The sequence below is a fragment of the Azospirillum sp. genome (assembly GCF_050789165.1).
This window is the reverse complement of the sequence record NZ_JBOZRT010000033.1, coordinates 1-12,767: the sequence shown is the minus strand read 5'-3', so window position 1 is coordinate 12,767 and position 12,767 is coordinate 1. Positions and strand designations below refer to the sequence as shown.

Genomic DNA, 12,767 nt, shown 5'->3' with positions numbered 1-12,767 from the left:
ATACCAGGAGGAAGGACACCATGGCCACCGAAGATCCCGTCGTCATCGCCGGCGCGGCGCGCACGCCGATGGGCGGTTTCCAGGGCGACCTGCTGGGCCTGACCGCGCCGCAGTTGGGCGCCGCGGCGATCAAGGCCGCCGTGGAGCGCGCCCGCGTCCGCCCGGAGGAGGTCGGCGAGGTGATCATGGGCTGCGTGCTGCCGGCCGGCCAGGGCCAGGCGCCCGCCCGTCAGGCGTCGCTCGGCGCCGGCATCCCGGAGGCCATCGGCTGCACCACCGTCAACAAGATGTGCGGCTCGGGCATGAAGGCGGCGATGCTGGCGCACGACCTGATCAAGGCGGGCACCGCGGATATCATCGTCGCCGGCGGCATGGAGAGCATGTCGAACGCCCCCTACCTGCTGGACCGCGCGCGCGGCGGCTACCGCATGGGGCATGGCCGGATCCTCGACCACATGTTCCTGGACGGGCTGGAGGACGCCTACGACAAGGGCCGCCTGATGGGCACCTTCGCCGAGGACTGCGCCCAGCACTACCAGTTCACCCGCGAGGCGCAGGACGCCTACGCCATCGAATCCCTCGCCCGCGCCCGCCGCGCCACCGAGGACGGCAGCTTCTCGGCCGAAATCGTCCCGGTGACGGTGAAGGGCCGCAAGGGTGATACGGTCATCGGCAAGGACGAGCAGCCGCTGAAGGGGGCGCCGGAGAAGATCCCGACGCTGAAGCCCGCCTTCCGCCCGGACGGCACGGTGACGGCGGCCAACGCCTCGTCGATCTCCGACGGCGGGGCGGCGCTGGTGCTGCTGAAGCGCTCCGAGGCCGAGCGGCGCGGCCTGCCGATCCTCGCCGCGATCCGCGGCCATGCCACGCACGCCCAGGCGCCGGCGTTGTTCACCACGGCCCCGGTCTACGCGATGCAGAAGGTGCTGGAGAAGACCGGCTGGTCGGCCAAGGACGTCGACCTGTTCGAGGTCAACGAAGCGTTCGCGGTGGTCGCCATGGCGGCGATGCGCGACCTCGACCTGCCGCACGACAAGGTAAACGTGCACGGCGGCGCCACCGCGCTGGGCCACCCGATCGGCGCATCGGGTGCGCGCATCCTGGTGACGCTGCTGGCGGCGCTGGAGAAGTACGGCCTGAAGCGCGGCGTCGCCTCGCTGTGCATCGGCGGCGGCGAGGCCACCGCGATGGCGGTGGAGCGGGTGTAAGGTTCTTGCAATCCCTCCCCCGCCGGAGGCGGGGGAGGGATCAACGACAAGAATGGGAGGAACGCCATGTCCCGCACGCTGATCTCCTCCGGGTCGGAGTTCGAGAAGGTCGCCGGCTATTCCCGCGCCGTGGTGGACGGCAAGTGGGTGTTCGTCTCCGGCACCACCGGGTTCGACTACGCCGCCGGCACCATTTCCGACGACGTGGTGGAACAGACCCACCAGACCTTCCGCAACATCAAGGCGGCGCTGGAGCGCGCCGGGGCGGGCTTCGCCAACGTCGTGCGCGTCCGCGTCTACCTCTGCGACTCACAGGACTTCCCGCGCGTGGCGCCGGTGCTGGGCGAGTATCTGGGCGACGTACGGCCGGCCAACACCACGGTGGTCTGCCAGCTGATCGACCCCCGCATGAAGATCGAGATCGAAGTCACCGCCAAGCGTGACGCCTGAGAACATTGGAGGAAACCGACCATGCGCCTGACCGAAGAGCAGGAGATGGTGCGCGACATGGCGCGCCGATTCGCGCAAGACCGCCTGAAGCCCGCCGCCGCGGAGCGTGACCGCACCCACGCCTTCCCCGCCGCGGAGCTGGCCGAGATGGGCGGGCTCGGCCTGATGGGCATGGTGGTGCCGGAGGAGTACGGCGGCGCCGGCACCGACTTCGTCGCCTACGCCCTGGCCATTGAGGAGATCGCGGCCGGCGACGGCGCCATCTCCACCATCATGGCCGTGCACAACTCGGTCGGCTGCGTGCCGATCCTGAAGTACGGCACGCCGGAGCAGAAGGAGCGCTTCCTGCGCCCGATGGCGCGCGGCGAGATGCTGGGCTGCTTCTGCCTGACCGAGCCGCAGGCCGGCTCCGACGCGGCCGCCATCAAGACGCGCGCGGTGCGCGACGGCGACTCGTACGTGCTCAACGGCTCCAAGCAGTTCATCACGTCCGGCAAGAACGCCCAGGTCGCCATCGTCTTCGCCGTCACCGACCCGGGCGCCGGCAAGAAGGGCCTGTCGGCCTTCATCGTCCCCACCGACACGCCGGGCTACACGGTCGCCCGTGTCGAGGAGAAGATGGGCCAGCACAGCTCGGACACGGCGCAGATCGTGTTCGAGGACTGCCGCGTCCCGGCCTCGCTGATGCTGGGGCGCGAGGGCGAGGGCTACAAGGTGGCGCTCGCCAACCTGGAGGGCGGGCGAATCGGCATCGGCGCGCAGGCGGTCGGCATGGCCCGCGCCGCCTACGAGGCGGCCCTGCAGTACGCCCGGGAGCGCGAGAGCTTCGGCACCGCCATCATCAACCACCAGGCGGTCGCCTTCCGGCTGGCCGACATGGCGACCCGCGTCGAGGCGGCGCGGCAGATGGTCCTGCACGCGGCCAGCCTGCGCGACGCCGGGCTGCCCTGCCTGAAGGAGGCGGCGATGGCCAAGCTGTTCGCCTCGGAGGCGGCGGAGCGCGTGTGCGCCGACGCCATCCAGGTGCACGGCGGCTATGGCTATCTCAACGATTTCCCGGTGGAGCGGATCTACCGCGACGTGCGGGTGTGCGCGATCTACGAGGGCACGTCGGACATCCAGCGGCTCATCATCTCGCGCCAGATCGCGGCGGAGTGAGCCGGCGGGGTCCGTGATTCGGGTGCCGGTTCGCAAAAAATTCCCCTCCCCCGCGATGGGGGAGGGGAGGCAAGGGGAAGCGCCCGGTCACCCTCCGGCTGCTTCGCCCGATGGGTCTGCGCGTGGAGGATCCGCGCGTCCGCGCAGGAGCCGTTCCGTGCATGGGCCGGCCGGCGCGCGCCCACGGAGGTGCGGTGCGCGCGCTCGAACCGGCGCTCCGTCTGGTCCAGGGTTCGCAGGGTCAGCACCATGTCCCGATATCTCCGTTGCGTCAGGCGGCGCGGCAGCGCGCCTGCGCCGATTCGATGTGGCGGCGCGCCTCGCTGAGCAGGGCGCGGTGCTGGGCGATCGCCTCGCGCACCGGAACCCGGTGGTTGTAGACGCGCACTTCGTTGAGGATGCGGTCGGCGCGGTCCAGCAGGGCCATGCGGTGCAGGCATTCTTCGAAGCCGTTCATCTCGTCCCCCGTTCGTCCAGCCGGGTCTGTCCCTTCCCCCGACGTTCAGCATTAAAGCGTCTCGATATGTCTTGCCGATTTCAGGTTTCTGCGTTTTTTGTTTCGCAGAGGGTCGGCGCTGTTTCACCCCACACACCCTTTCGCGGTAGGGGGGTAATGTGTTACAAGCCTGTAACCGGGAAGCCTGTGGGGCCCGGCGGCGTCCGAAAACGGGGCGATAGGGGAAAGCGCGATGCACATTCTTGCGGTCGATGACGACGAGCCGATTCGCGAGCTGCTGGCGTCCTACCTGACGGCCGAGGGGTACCGCGTCTCCACCGCACCCGACACGGCGAGCGCCAAGCAGGTGCTGGAGGGCGACCCGATCGACCTCGTGGTGTGCGACCTGCGCCTGCCGGACGGCGACGGCCTGGGGCTGGTGCGGCAGATCCGCACCGAGTCGCAGATCCCGGTCATCATCCTGTCCTCCAAGGACCAGGACGTCGACCGCATCGTCGGGCTGGAACTCGGCGCCGACGACTACCTGACCAAGCCGTTCAACCCGCGCGAGCTGCTGGCCCGCATCAAGGCGGTGCTGCGCCGCGTCTCGGCCGAGGCGCGCCCGGCGCGCGGCGCCGACGAGCTGCGCGCGGTCGTGCAGTTCGCCAACTGGGAGCTGGACCTCACCGCGCAGCGCCTGCGCAACCAGGAAGGCCGCGAGGTCGAGCTGACCAAGGCGGAGTTCGGCCTGCTCGCCGCCTTCGTCAAGCGCCCGCAGCGCGTGCTGAGCCGCGACCAGCTGCTCGACCTGACGCGCGCCGACGGGGCGGAGGTGTTCGACCGCTCCATCGACGTGCTGATCCTGCGCCTGCGCCGCAAGATCGAGGCGAACCCCAAGGAGCCGCGCATCATCAAGACCGAGCGCGGCGCCGGCTACGTCTTCGACGCCAAGGTGCGGGCGATCTGATATCAAAGGCGCCTGATGGTTTCCGTCAGGCGTCGTCCGTATGAGCATTCGGGCGTTGCCGCGACCGCCGCGCCGGGTTTAGCCTTTCCGGAAAAGCACTTCCGGGAGGAGACCCAGGATGGCCGCGCCCATCGATTTCTACTTCGACTTCGCGTCGCCCTACGGCTATTTCGCCAGCCTGCAGATCGACGACCTCGCGGCGAAGCACGGCCGCACGGTGACGTGGCGCCCGGTGTTGCTGGGCGCGATCTTCAAGGTCACGGGCATGAAGCCCAACCTGCAGCAGCCGCTGCGCGGCGAGTACCTGCAGCACGACGCCACCCGAATAGCCCGCCTGCTGGGCTGCCCCTTCACCTTCCCCGCGTCGACTCCGGTGAACCCGGTGGCGGCGTCGCGCGCCTACTGGTGGCGCTTCGCCGAGGATCCGGAGGCGGCGAAGGCGATCGCCCGCGCGCTCTACCGCGCCCACTGGGGCGAGGGCCGCGACATCGGCAACGCCGATACGGTGGCCGAGATCGCCGGCACCACCGGCCTCGACCCCACCGCCGTGTCGGCCGGCATGCAGGATCAGACGGTGAAGGACCGCCTGCGCGCCGAGACCGACGGCGCCATCGGCCGCGGCGTCTTCGGCTCCCCCTTCGTGCTGGTCGGCGACGAGCCCTTCTGGGGCTGGGACCGGCTGGACATGGTGGACCGCTGGCTGGCGACCGGGGGGTGGTGAGGGGCGCCGCGGCGCCCCCGCCTCTCGTCGCTCCGCGTGCGAAACCGCTTGCCCATACGGCACCGTATGGTGCAATCTGCCCCGGTCCTGGCAGAGAAGGGTGCGCGGAAGCACCGCCGGCGGGGAGGAAGTACGAATGGCCGTTTTGACGTCCGCGCTCGACACGCGCGGGGAAGAGTTCGCCCGAAACCGCGAGGCCATGCAGGCTTTGGTCGGCGATCTGCGCGACAAGGTCGCGAGCGTGAAGCTGGGCGGCGGCGCCAGGGCGCGCGACAAGCACACCGCGCGCGGCAAGCTGCTGCCGCGCGACCGCGTGCAGGCGCTGCTCGATCCGGGCTCGCCGTTCCTGGAATTCTCGCAGCTCGCCGCCTACGGCCTCTACAACGACGAGGTGGCGTCGGCCGGCATCATCACCGGCATCGGCCGGGTGTCCGGGCAGGAGTGCGTGATCGTCGCCAACGACGCGACGGTGAAGGGCGGCACCTACTTCCCGATGACGGTGAAGAAGCACCTGCGGGCGCAGGAGATCGCGCAGCAGAACCGGCTCCCCTGCATCTACCTCGTCGATTCCGGCGGCGCCAACCTGCCGAACCAGGACGAGGTGTTCCCCGACCGCGACCATTTCGGCCGCATCTTCTACAACCAGGCCAACATGTCGGCGCAGGGCATCGCGCAGATCGCCGTCGTCATGGGTTCCTGCACCGCGGGCGGCGCCTACGTGCCGGCGATGTCGGACGAAGCGATCATCGTGCGCAACCAGGGCACCATCTTCCTGGGCGGCCCGCCGCTGGTGAAGGCGGCGACCGGCGAGGTGGTGTCGGCCGAGGACCTCGGCGGCGCCGACGTGCACTCGCGAATCTCCGGCGTCACCGACCACTACGCCATGAACGACCGGCACGCGCTGGCGCTGGCCCGGCGGGTCGTCAGCAACCTGAACCGGAACAAGACGCCGCAGGCGGCGCTGCGTGCGGCGGCGGACCCGCGCTACGCCGCCGCCGACCTGTACGGCGTCATCCCCTCCGACCCGCGCAAGCCCTACGACGTGCGCGAGGTGATCGCCCGCGTCGTCGACGGCTCGGAGTTCGACGAGTTCAAGGCGCTGTACGGCACCACGCTGGTGTGCGGCTTCGCGCGGATCTTCGGCTACCCGGTGGGCATCGTCGCCAACAACGGCATCCTGTTCTCCGAATCGGCGCAGAAGGGCGCGCACTTCGTCGAGCTGTGCAGCCAGCGCGGGATTCCCCTGGTCTTCCTGCAGAACATCACCGGCTTCATGGTGGGCCGCAAGTACGAGGCCGGCGGCATTGCCAAGGACGGCGCCAAGATGGTGACCGCGGTCGCCACGACGAAGGTGCCGAAGTTCACGGTGATCATCGGCGGCAGCTACGGCGCCGGCAACTACGGCATGTGCGGCCGCGCCTACTCCCCCCGCTTCCTGTGGATGTGGCCGAACGCCCGCATCTCGGTGATGGGCGGCGAGCAGGCGGCCGGCGTGCTCGCCCAGGTCAAGCGCGACAACCTGGAGGCCCAGGGCAAGAGCTGGGACCCGGCGGAGGAGGACGCCTTCAAGGCGCCGATCCGCGCGCAGTACGAGGAGCAGGGCCACCCCTACTTCGCCTCGGCGCGGCTGTGGGACGACGGCATCATCGACCCGGCGGACACCCGCATGGTGCTGGGCCTCGGCCTGTCGGCCGCCTACAACGCGCCGGTCGAGCCGACCAATTTCGGCGTGTTCCGCATGTGACGGGAAGGGCAGCCCCATGAGCGACATCCTCACCGACATCCGCGCCGACGGCGTCGCCACGGTCACCATGAACCGCGGCGAGGTGCACAACGCCTTCAACGAGACGGTCATCGCCGACCTCGCCGACGCCTTCCAGCGCCTGGGGGCCGACCCGGCGGTGCGGCTGGTTCTGCTGCGCGGCACCGGCAAGAGCTTCTCGGCCGGCGCCGACCTCTCGTGGATGCAGCGCATGGCCGGCTACGGGCACGACGAGAACGTGGCCGACGCCATGGGACTCGCCGTCATGCTGCGCACGCTCGACACCTGCCCGAAGCCGACGGTGGCGGTGGTGCAGGGGCCGGCCTACGGCGGCGGGGTGGGGCTGGTCGCCGCCTGCGACATCGCGGTCTGCGCCGACACCGCCAGCTTCGCGCTGACCGAGGTGAAGCTCGGCCTGATTCCGGCGGTGATCTCGCCCTATGTGGTGGCCGCCATGGGCGAGCGCGCCTGCCGCCGCTACTTCCTGACCGCCGAGCGCTTCTCCGCCTCCGAGGCGCACCGGCTCGGCCTCGTGCACGAGGTGGTGCCGGCGGGCGAACTGGACGCCGCGGCCGAGGCCATGGTCGTCCGGCTGATGGAGGGCGCGCCCGGCGCCCAGGGCGCCGCCAAGGACCTGATCCGCACCGTGGTCAACCACCCCCTCGACGACGCGCTGGTCCGCGACACCGCGGAGCGCATCGCCCGCCAGCGCGCCAGCGCCGAGGGCAGGGAAGGGGTCGGCGCGTTCCTCGGGAAAACCAGGCCGGGCTGGCAAAATCGCTGACTCCCCGCGACCTTGCGGCGCTATAAGAACCGGCTGATTTTTGCTTATAGTGTCGTATGGATCAGACGGTTCCCGAGCGTCGTGCCAAGGCGGCTTCCCCGTCTTCGGCCACCCCTGCGCCGCACCCGGCCGCACGCCGGTCGTGGCTGGGCGGGGCGATGTTCACGGCGTTCCTGCTCGGCCTGATCGCGCTGTCGATCCGCTCGGTCTCCGGCGATCTGGCGTTCGTGCTGCTGGGCTCGGTCGGCATCGTGGTGGGCGTGTTCCACTACGTGTTCCCGGGCAGCCAGTTCTTCACGCTGGCGCTGGCGAACTTCATCGGCGTGTACGCCTGCATCTTCGTCTTCTTCCTGGAAAGCAACTTCCACTCCATCGGCCCGCTGTCGCAGGGGGTGGGCTTCGCCATGCCGCTGATGGCCTTCCTTGGCGGGGCGTGGTGGCGGGCGCGGGACATCCGCTCCATCGTCCAGTCGCGCCGCCTGCGCGAGGGCGGGCAGCTCGACCGGGTGTTCCTGTGGATGGCGCCGGTGTGGGGCATCGGCGCGCTGACCTTCCTGGTCCCCGGCCACGACATGGCGCCGGAGCTTCTGTCCGAGCTGTTCGTCGCCGCCATGGGCGCCATCGCGCTGGTGGTGCTGTTCGTCAGCCGCGACATCGCCATCTTCCTGCTCGACGCCGGGCTGCTGTTCGAGGGCTTCTTCCAGCAGGCGTCACGCCTCGTGCTGCCGGCCTTCGCCTTCCTGACCTTCTACTCGCTGACCATCATCCTGTTCGGGTCGCTGTACACGATCATGGACCGCTTCATGGGCGAGCCGAACTTCATCATCGACGGCGTGCGGCGCGACCTGACCTTCCCCGAAGGGCTGTACTTCTCGCTGATCACCTTCGCCACCGTCGGCTACGGCGACATCTACCCGATCACCGGCGCGGTGCGCATCGTCTGCGCGGTGGAGATCGTCACCGGCGTGCTGTTGTTGTTGTTCGGCTTCAGCGCCATCATCGGCCACGCCCGGCCGCACGACCGGGCGGACCATCGGGATCCGTTGTGACGGGCACGCACCCGCTTTACAATACGGTACCGTATAGATAAGCTGCGCCCAGAAGAAGAAGGCACCGGGGAGGACCAGGGCCGTGTTTTCCAAGATTCTCATCGCCAACCGAGGCGAGATCGCCTGCCGCGTCATCCGCACGGCGCGCCGCATGGGCCTGAAGACGGTGGCGGTCTATTCCGACGCCGACGCCGAGGCGATGCACGTGGCGATGGCCGACGAGGCTTACCGCATCGGCCCGGCGCCGGTGCGCGACAGCTACCTGAAGATCGAGGCGATCCTCGATGTCGCCAGGCGCTCGGGCGCGGAGGCGATCCATCCCGGCTACGGCTTCCTGTCGGAGAACGAGCGCTTCGCCGAGGCGTGCGCCGCCGCGGGCGTGGTCTTCATCGGTCCGCCTCCCTCCGCCATCCGCGCCATGGGCGGCAAGTCCGAGGCCAAGGCACTGATGGAGACGGCCGGCGTGCCGCTGGTCCCCGGCTACCACGGCGCCGACCAGGACCCGGCGCTGCTCCGCGCGGAAGCCGAGCGCATCGGCTGGCCGGTGCTGATCAAGGCCTCGGCCGGCGGCGGCGGCAAGGGCATGAAGGTGGCGGCCGCCGCCGCCGAATTCGACGCCCAGCTCGCCAGCGCCAAGCGCGAATCGGCGGCGGCCTTCGGCGACGACCGCGTGCTGATCGAGAAGTACCTGGAGCGCCCGCGCCATGTGGAGATCCAGGTCTTCGCCGACGGCCAGGGCCGTTGCGTCTACCTGTTCGAGCGCGACTGCTCGATCCAGCGCCGCCACCAGAAGGTGATCGAGGAGGCGCCGGCCCCCAACCTGCCCCCCGAGGTGCGCCGCCGCATGGGCGAGGCGGCGGTGGCCGCCGCCAAGGCGATCGGCTACGTCGGCGCCGGCACGGTGGAGTTCCTCTACGACCCGGCGCAGGGCGGCTTCTACTTCATGGAGATGAACACCCGTCTGCAGGTCGAGCACCCGGTGACCGAGATGATCACCGGCCAGGACCTCGTGGAATGGCAGCTCCGCGTCGCGTCGGGGGAGCCGCTCCCCGTCGGCCAGGATGATTTGACCATTCAGGGCCACGCCATCGAGGCGCGCCTGTACGCCGAGGACCCGGACCGCGACTTCCTGCCCCAGACCGGCACGCTGGAGCACCTGGGCTTCCCGCCCTGCGGCCCGCACGTGCGCGTCGATGCCGGCGTGCGCGCCGGCGACGCCATCTCGGTGCACTACGACCCGATGATCGCCAAGCTGATCGTCTGGGACGTCGACCGCGCCTCGGCGGTGCGCCGCATGCGCGCCGCGCTCGGCGCCACGCAGGTGGTCGGTCTGGCCACCAACGTGCGCTTCCTGGAGGGGCTGGCGAGCCACCCCGCCTTCCTCGGCGCCGACCTCGACACCCGCTTCATCGAGCGCCACCGCGCCGACCTGCTGCCCGAGCCGGCGTCCGCCGGCCCGCGCGCGCTGGCGCTGGCGGCGCTCGGCGTGCTGCTCGACCGCGAGCGGAGCGCCCGCGAGACCGCGTCCGCGTCCGCCGACCCGTGGAGCCCGTGGGCCCGCACCGACGGCTGGCGGCTCAACGAGGAGGCGCGCGACACCCTGATCTTTCGAGAAGGTGGGGGCCGCGAGAACGGCGAGGACCGCCTGGTCGGCGTCGTCTACCGCCGCGACGGCTACCGGCTGGAACTGCCGGGCGGCGAGTCGGTGACGGCCGGCGGCGAGTTCAACCCCGGCGGCACGCTGGAGGCCGACCTCGATGGCGTGCGCCTGTCCGCCGTCTGGGTGCGCCAGGGCGGCGACATCACCGTCTTCCACCCCGGTGGCAGCCACCGCCTGACTCTGGTCGAGCCGCTGACCGGCGCGCTGGACCAGGACGTTCCCGGCGGCCGCGTCGCGGCGCCCATGCCCGGCAAGATCATCGCGCTGCTGGCCGAGCCCGGCTCCAAGGTCGAGAAGGGCCAGCCGCTGCTGGTGCTGGAGGCCATGAAGATGGAGCACACCCTCAAGGCTCCGAGCGCCGGCACCCTCACCGCCTACCGCTGCGCCGTCGGTGACCAGGTGGAGGAGGGCAACGAGCTGGTGAGCTTCGAGGCCGAGGGGTGAGCCGCGGCGTCGCTCGCAAGATCGACACGGATTTCACGGATTGAGCCACGGATTTCACGGATTTTCTTTCTCATGCGCAGCACCGGCTGGAGGGTCGGCGGGTGCGTCGCAAGGCTCTCAAAATCCGTGCAATCCGTGCAATCCGTGCCCAAATCCGTGCAATCCGTGTGAATGTTGTTCCCCGCACGCGGACCCATGGTCCTGCAGGAGCTGATGACGATGCCCTATCCCGCCCGCGTCAAGATCGTCGAGATGGGCCCGCGCGACGGCCTGCAGAACGAGCCGGCCATCGTCCCCCTGGACGCCAAGGTCGAGCTGATCGAGCGTCTCGCCGACGCCGGCCTGCCGGCGGTCGAGGCCGGCGCCTTCGTCAGCCCGAAGTGGGTCCCGCAGATGGCCGATTCGGCCGAGGTGCTGCAGCGGATCCGCCGCAAGCCCGGCGTCTCCTACCCGGTGCTGGTGCCCAACCTGAAGGGCCTGGAGTCGGCCATCGCGGCGGGCGCGCAGGAGATCGCGGTGTTCGGCGCCGCCTCCGAAGCCTTCTCCCAGAAGAACATCAACTGTTCCATCGCCGAGAGCCTGGAGCGCTTCGCCCCGGTCTGCGCCGAGGCGCTGGCCAAGGGCCTGAAGGTGCGCGGCTACGTCAGCTGCGTGCTCGGCTGCCCCTACGAGGGCGCGGTCGCCCCGGCCAAGGTGGCGGAGGTTGCGGCCAGGCTGATCGACCTCGGCTGCTACGAAGTCTCGCTCGGCGACACCATCGGCGTCGGCACCCCGGCGCAGGCCCGCGCCATGCTGGAGACGGTGGCGCGCGCCGTGCCGGTGGAACGCCTGGCGCTGCATTTCCACGACACCTGGGGGCAGGCGCTCGCCAACATCCTGGCTTGCCTGGACCTGGGCGTCGCGGTGCTGGATTCGGCGGTGGCCGGGCTCGGCGGCTGCCCCTACGCCAAGGGGGCGTCCGGCAACGTGGCGACCGAGGACGTCGTCTATATGCTGCATGGCCTGGGCATCGAGACGGGCATCGACCTGGACGCGCTGGCGGCGACCGGTGCTTGGATCTCCGGCGTGCTCGGCCGGCCGACGGCGTCGAAGGCCGGGCGGGCGCTGGCTGCACGTGCGGCGTGATGGCGCAAGAATTCGGTAACCCGCGCGTGCGACACTCGCCGGCATTCTAAGGGGGAGAACGCACCGATGTCCGAGGGAGTTGTTGTCGGGGTCACCAACTGGATGCAGATGTTCCGTTGGATCGTGAAGCTGATCCGCGACGACTTCGGCATCGACGAGAAGGGGCTGACCCGCACCGCGGTGCTGGAGGAGATCGGCCTCGCGCCGGAGCAGCTGGAGCAGGTACTCGACTTCATCCGCGAGGGCTTCGAGGTGCAGTTCCCCGAGGACACGCTGGACGAGGCCATCCATCTGGAAGACCTCTGCATGCTGGTCAGCTGGATGAAGGGGTTCTACAAGAAGCCCGACTTCGTGACCGACGAGTTCGAGGCGCGCTGCCGCTCGCTGAACCCCATCCCGGCCTGAGCCGGGCGGGCAGGGCAGGGGCGGCGCCGGATTCGGCGGCGCGTCCCGCAGCATCGACAGTTCCCATGCCCCTGAACCTGATCAAGCTCGCCGTCGGCATCCGCGACATCGACCACCTCCGCGAGGTGCACGCGCGCCGCGCCGCCGACGGCATCGTCCCCGTCTACACCCGCATGATTCCCAAGCGCGCCGAGGAGATCGTCGGCAGCGGCTCGCTCTACTGGGTGATCCGCGGCTCGACCTGCGTGCGCCAGCGCGTGGTCGCCATCGACACCGGAGTGGACGAGGAGGGCAAGGGCTACTGCATCATCAGCGTCGCCGCCGACCTCGTTCCCACCGTCCCCACCGCGCAGCGCCCCTTCCAGGGCTGGCGCTATCTGGAGCCGGCCGCCGCACCCGCCGACCTGTCGGAGGCCGGTGCGGCCGGCGACGAGCTGCCGCCCCACCTCGCCGCCGAACTGCGCTCGCTTGGCCTGCTCTGAGAAAAAACGTCATAAAGCGAAAAAAGCGCTTGCCAGGGGGGCTGAGGCGCCCCTATAAACCGCTCCACCGACGGGGCGGCCACTGAGGCGGTGCCGGCGGGGACATCCCGGAGGGT

General features: G+C 70.1%; 13 protein-coding genes. 12 read left to right on the top strand and 1 reads right to left on the bottom strand.

Going from position 1 to position 12,767, the window contains the following annotated elements; genetic code table 11:
* Positions 1-20: 20 nt before the first annotated feature.
* The 3 genes from ACRWK7_RS06700 to ACRWK7_RS06690 all read left to right on the top strand — a co-directional run bounded on the left by ACRWK7_RS06700 (position 21) and on the right by ACRWK7_RS06690 (position 2,816).
* Positions 21-1,208, top strand: coding sequence for an acetyl-CoA C-acetyltransferase (locus ACRWK7_RS06700; RefSeq protein WP_431855429.1), 1,188 nt, complete (start codon positions 21-23; stop codon positions 1,206-1,208).
* A 66-nt stretch (positions 1,209-1,274) separates the two neighbouring features.
* The gene (locus tag ACRWK7_RS06695; RefSeq protein WP_431855428.1) at positions 1,275-1,658 is read left to right on the top strand and encodes a RidA family protein; all 384 of its coding nucleotides are present in this window, start codon (positions 1,275-1,277) and stop codon (positions 1,656-1,658) included.
* A 21-nt stretch (positions 1,659-1,679) separates the two neighbouring features.
* The gene (locus tag ACRWK7_RS06690; RefSeq protein ID WP_431855427.1) at positions 1,680-2,816 is read left to right on the top strand and encodes an acyl-CoA dehydrogenase; all 1,137 of its coding nucleotides are present in this window, start codon (positions 1,680-1,682) and stop codon (positions 2,814-2,816) included.
* 271 nt (positions 2,817-3,087) lie between these two features.
* On the opposite strand, the gene ACRWK7_RS06685 is transcribed toward ACRWK7_RS06690, so the two are convergent.
* Entirely contained in the window at positions 3,088-3,273 is a 186-nt protein-coding gene (locus tag ACRWK7_RS06685; protein ID WP_431855426.1) for a hypothetical protein, read from the bottom strand.
* A 232-nt stretch (positions 3,274-3,505) separates the two neighbouring features.
* Here ACRWK7_RS06685 and ACRWK7_RS06680 point away from each other — a divergent pair, with 232 nt between their 5' ends.
* The 9 genes from ACRWK7_RS06680 (at position 3,506) to ACRWK7_RS06640 (ending at position 12,651) form a co-directional block, all read left to right on the top strand.
* Positions 3,506-4,219 carry a response regulator gene (locus ACRWK7_RS06680; RefSeq protein WP_431855425.1) on the top strand — a complete coding sequence of 238 codons (714 nt, stop codon included), beginning with the start codon at positions 3,506-3,508 and terminating at the stop codon, positions 4,217-4,219.
* Between the two features lie 118 nt (positions 4,220-4,337).
* A complete protein-coding gene (locus ACRWK7_RS06675; protein ID WP_431855424.1) occupies positions 4,338-4,940 on the top strand; it encodes a 2-hydroxychromene-2-carboxylate isomerase in 603 nt (200 codons plus the stop codon).
* 136 nt (positions 4,941-5,076) lie between these two features.
* On the top strand, positions 5,077-6,684 hold the full coding sequence (locus ACRWK7_RS06670; RefSeq protein ID WP_431855423.1) for a carboxyl transferase domain-containing protein: 1,608 nt from the start codon (positions 5,077-5,079) through the stop codon (positions 6,682-6,684).
* Positions 6,685-6,700: 16 nt separating this feature from the next.
* Positions 6,701-7,486, top strand: a complete 786-nt coding sequence (locus ACRWK7_RS06665; protein ID WP_431855422.1) for an enoyl-CoA hydratase/isomerase family protein — start codon at positions 6,701-6,703, stop codon at positions 7,484-7,486.
* A 158-nt stretch (positions 7,487-7,644) separates the two neighbouring features.
* Positions 7,645-8,535, top strand: coding sequence for a potassium channel family protein (locus ACRWK7_RS06660; protein WP_431855421.1), 891 nt, complete (start codon positions 7,645-7,647; stop codon positions 8,533-8,535).
* Positions 8,536-8,617: 82 nt separating this feature from the next.
* On the top strand, positions 8,618-10,639 hold the full coding sequence (locus ACRWK7_RS06655; protein WP_431855420.1) for an acetyl-CoA carboxylase biotin carboxylase subunit: 2,022 nt from the start codon (positions 8,618-8,620) through the stop codon (positions 10,637-10,639).
* A gap of 219 nt (positions 10,640-10,858) precedes the next feature.
* Positions 10,859-11,764, top strand: coding sequence for a hydroxymethylglutaryl-CoA lyase (locus ACRWK7_RS06650; RefSeq protein WP_431855419.1), 906 nt, complete (start codon positions 10,859-10,861; stop codon positions 11,762-11,764).
* A 66-nt stretch (positions 11,765-11,830) separates the two neighbouring features.
* A complete protein-coding gene (locus tag ACRWK7_RS06645; RefSeq protein WP_431855418.1) occupies positions 11,831-12,169 on the top strand; it encodes an acyl carrier protein in 339 nt (112 codons plus the stop codon).
* A 65-nt stretch (positions 12,170-12,234) separates the two neighbouring features.
* Positions 12,235-12,651 carry a DUF1489 family protein gene (locus tag ACRWK7_RS06640; protein WP_431855417.1) on the top strand — a complete coding sequence of 139 codons (417 nt, stop codon included), beginning with the start codon at positions 12,235-12,237 and terminating at the stop codon, positions 12,649-12,651.
* The last annotated feature ends 116 nt before the right edge of the window (positions 12,652-12,767 follow it).

Bases quoted from the DNA above. Each gene is read 5' to 3' on its own strand.
- ACRWK7_RS06700 (WP_431855429.1), top strand. From the start codon at position 21: ATGGCCACCGAAGATCCCGTCGTCATCGCCGGCGCGGCGCGCACGCCG.
- ACRWK7_RS06695 (WP_431855428.1), top strand. From the start codon at position 1,275: ATGTCCCGCACGCTGATCTCCTCCGGGTCGGAGTTCGAGAAGGTCGCC.
- ACRWK7_RS06690 (WP_431855427.1), top strand. From the start codon at position 1,680: ATGCGCCTGACCGAAGAGCAGGAGATGGTGCGCGACATGGCGCGCCGA.
- ACRWK7_RS06685 (WP_431855426.1), bottom strand. From the start codon at position 3,273: ATGAACGGCTTCGAAGAATGCCTGCACCGCATGGCCCTGCTGGACCGC.
- ACRWK7_RS06680 (WP_431855425.1), top strand. From the start codon at position 3,506: ATGCACATTCTTGCGGTCGATGACGACGAGCCGATTCGCGAGCTGCTG.
- ACRWK7_RS06675 (WP_431855424.1), top strand. From the start codon at position 4,338: ATGGCCGCGCCCATCGATTTCTACTTCGACTTCGCGTCGCCCTACGGC.
- ACRWK7_RS06670 (WP_431855423.1), top strand. From the start codon at position 5,077: ATGGCCGTTTTGACGTCCGCGCTCGACACGCGCGGGGAAGAGTTCGCC.
- ACRWK7_RS06665 (WP_431855422.1), top strand. From the start codon at position 6,701: ATGAGCGACATCCTCACCGACATCCGCGCCGACGGCGTCGCCACGGTC.
- ACRWK7_RS06660 (WP_431855421.1), top strand. From the start codon at position 7,645: ATGTTCACGGCGTTCCTGCTCGGCCTGATCGCGCTGTCGATCCGCTCG.
- ACRWK7_RS06650 (WP_431855419.1), top strand. From the start codon at position 10,859: ATGCCCTATCCCGCCCGCGTCAAGATCGTCGAGATGGGCCCGCGCGAC.
- ACRWK7_RS06645 (WP_431855418.1), top strand. From the start codon at position 11,831: ATGTCCGAGGGAGTTGTTGTCGGGGTCACCAACTGGATGCAGATGTTC.
- ACRWK7_RS06640 (WP_431855417.1), top strand. From the start codon at position 12,235: ATGCCCCTGAACCTGATCAAGCTCGCCGTCGGCATCCGCGACATCGAC.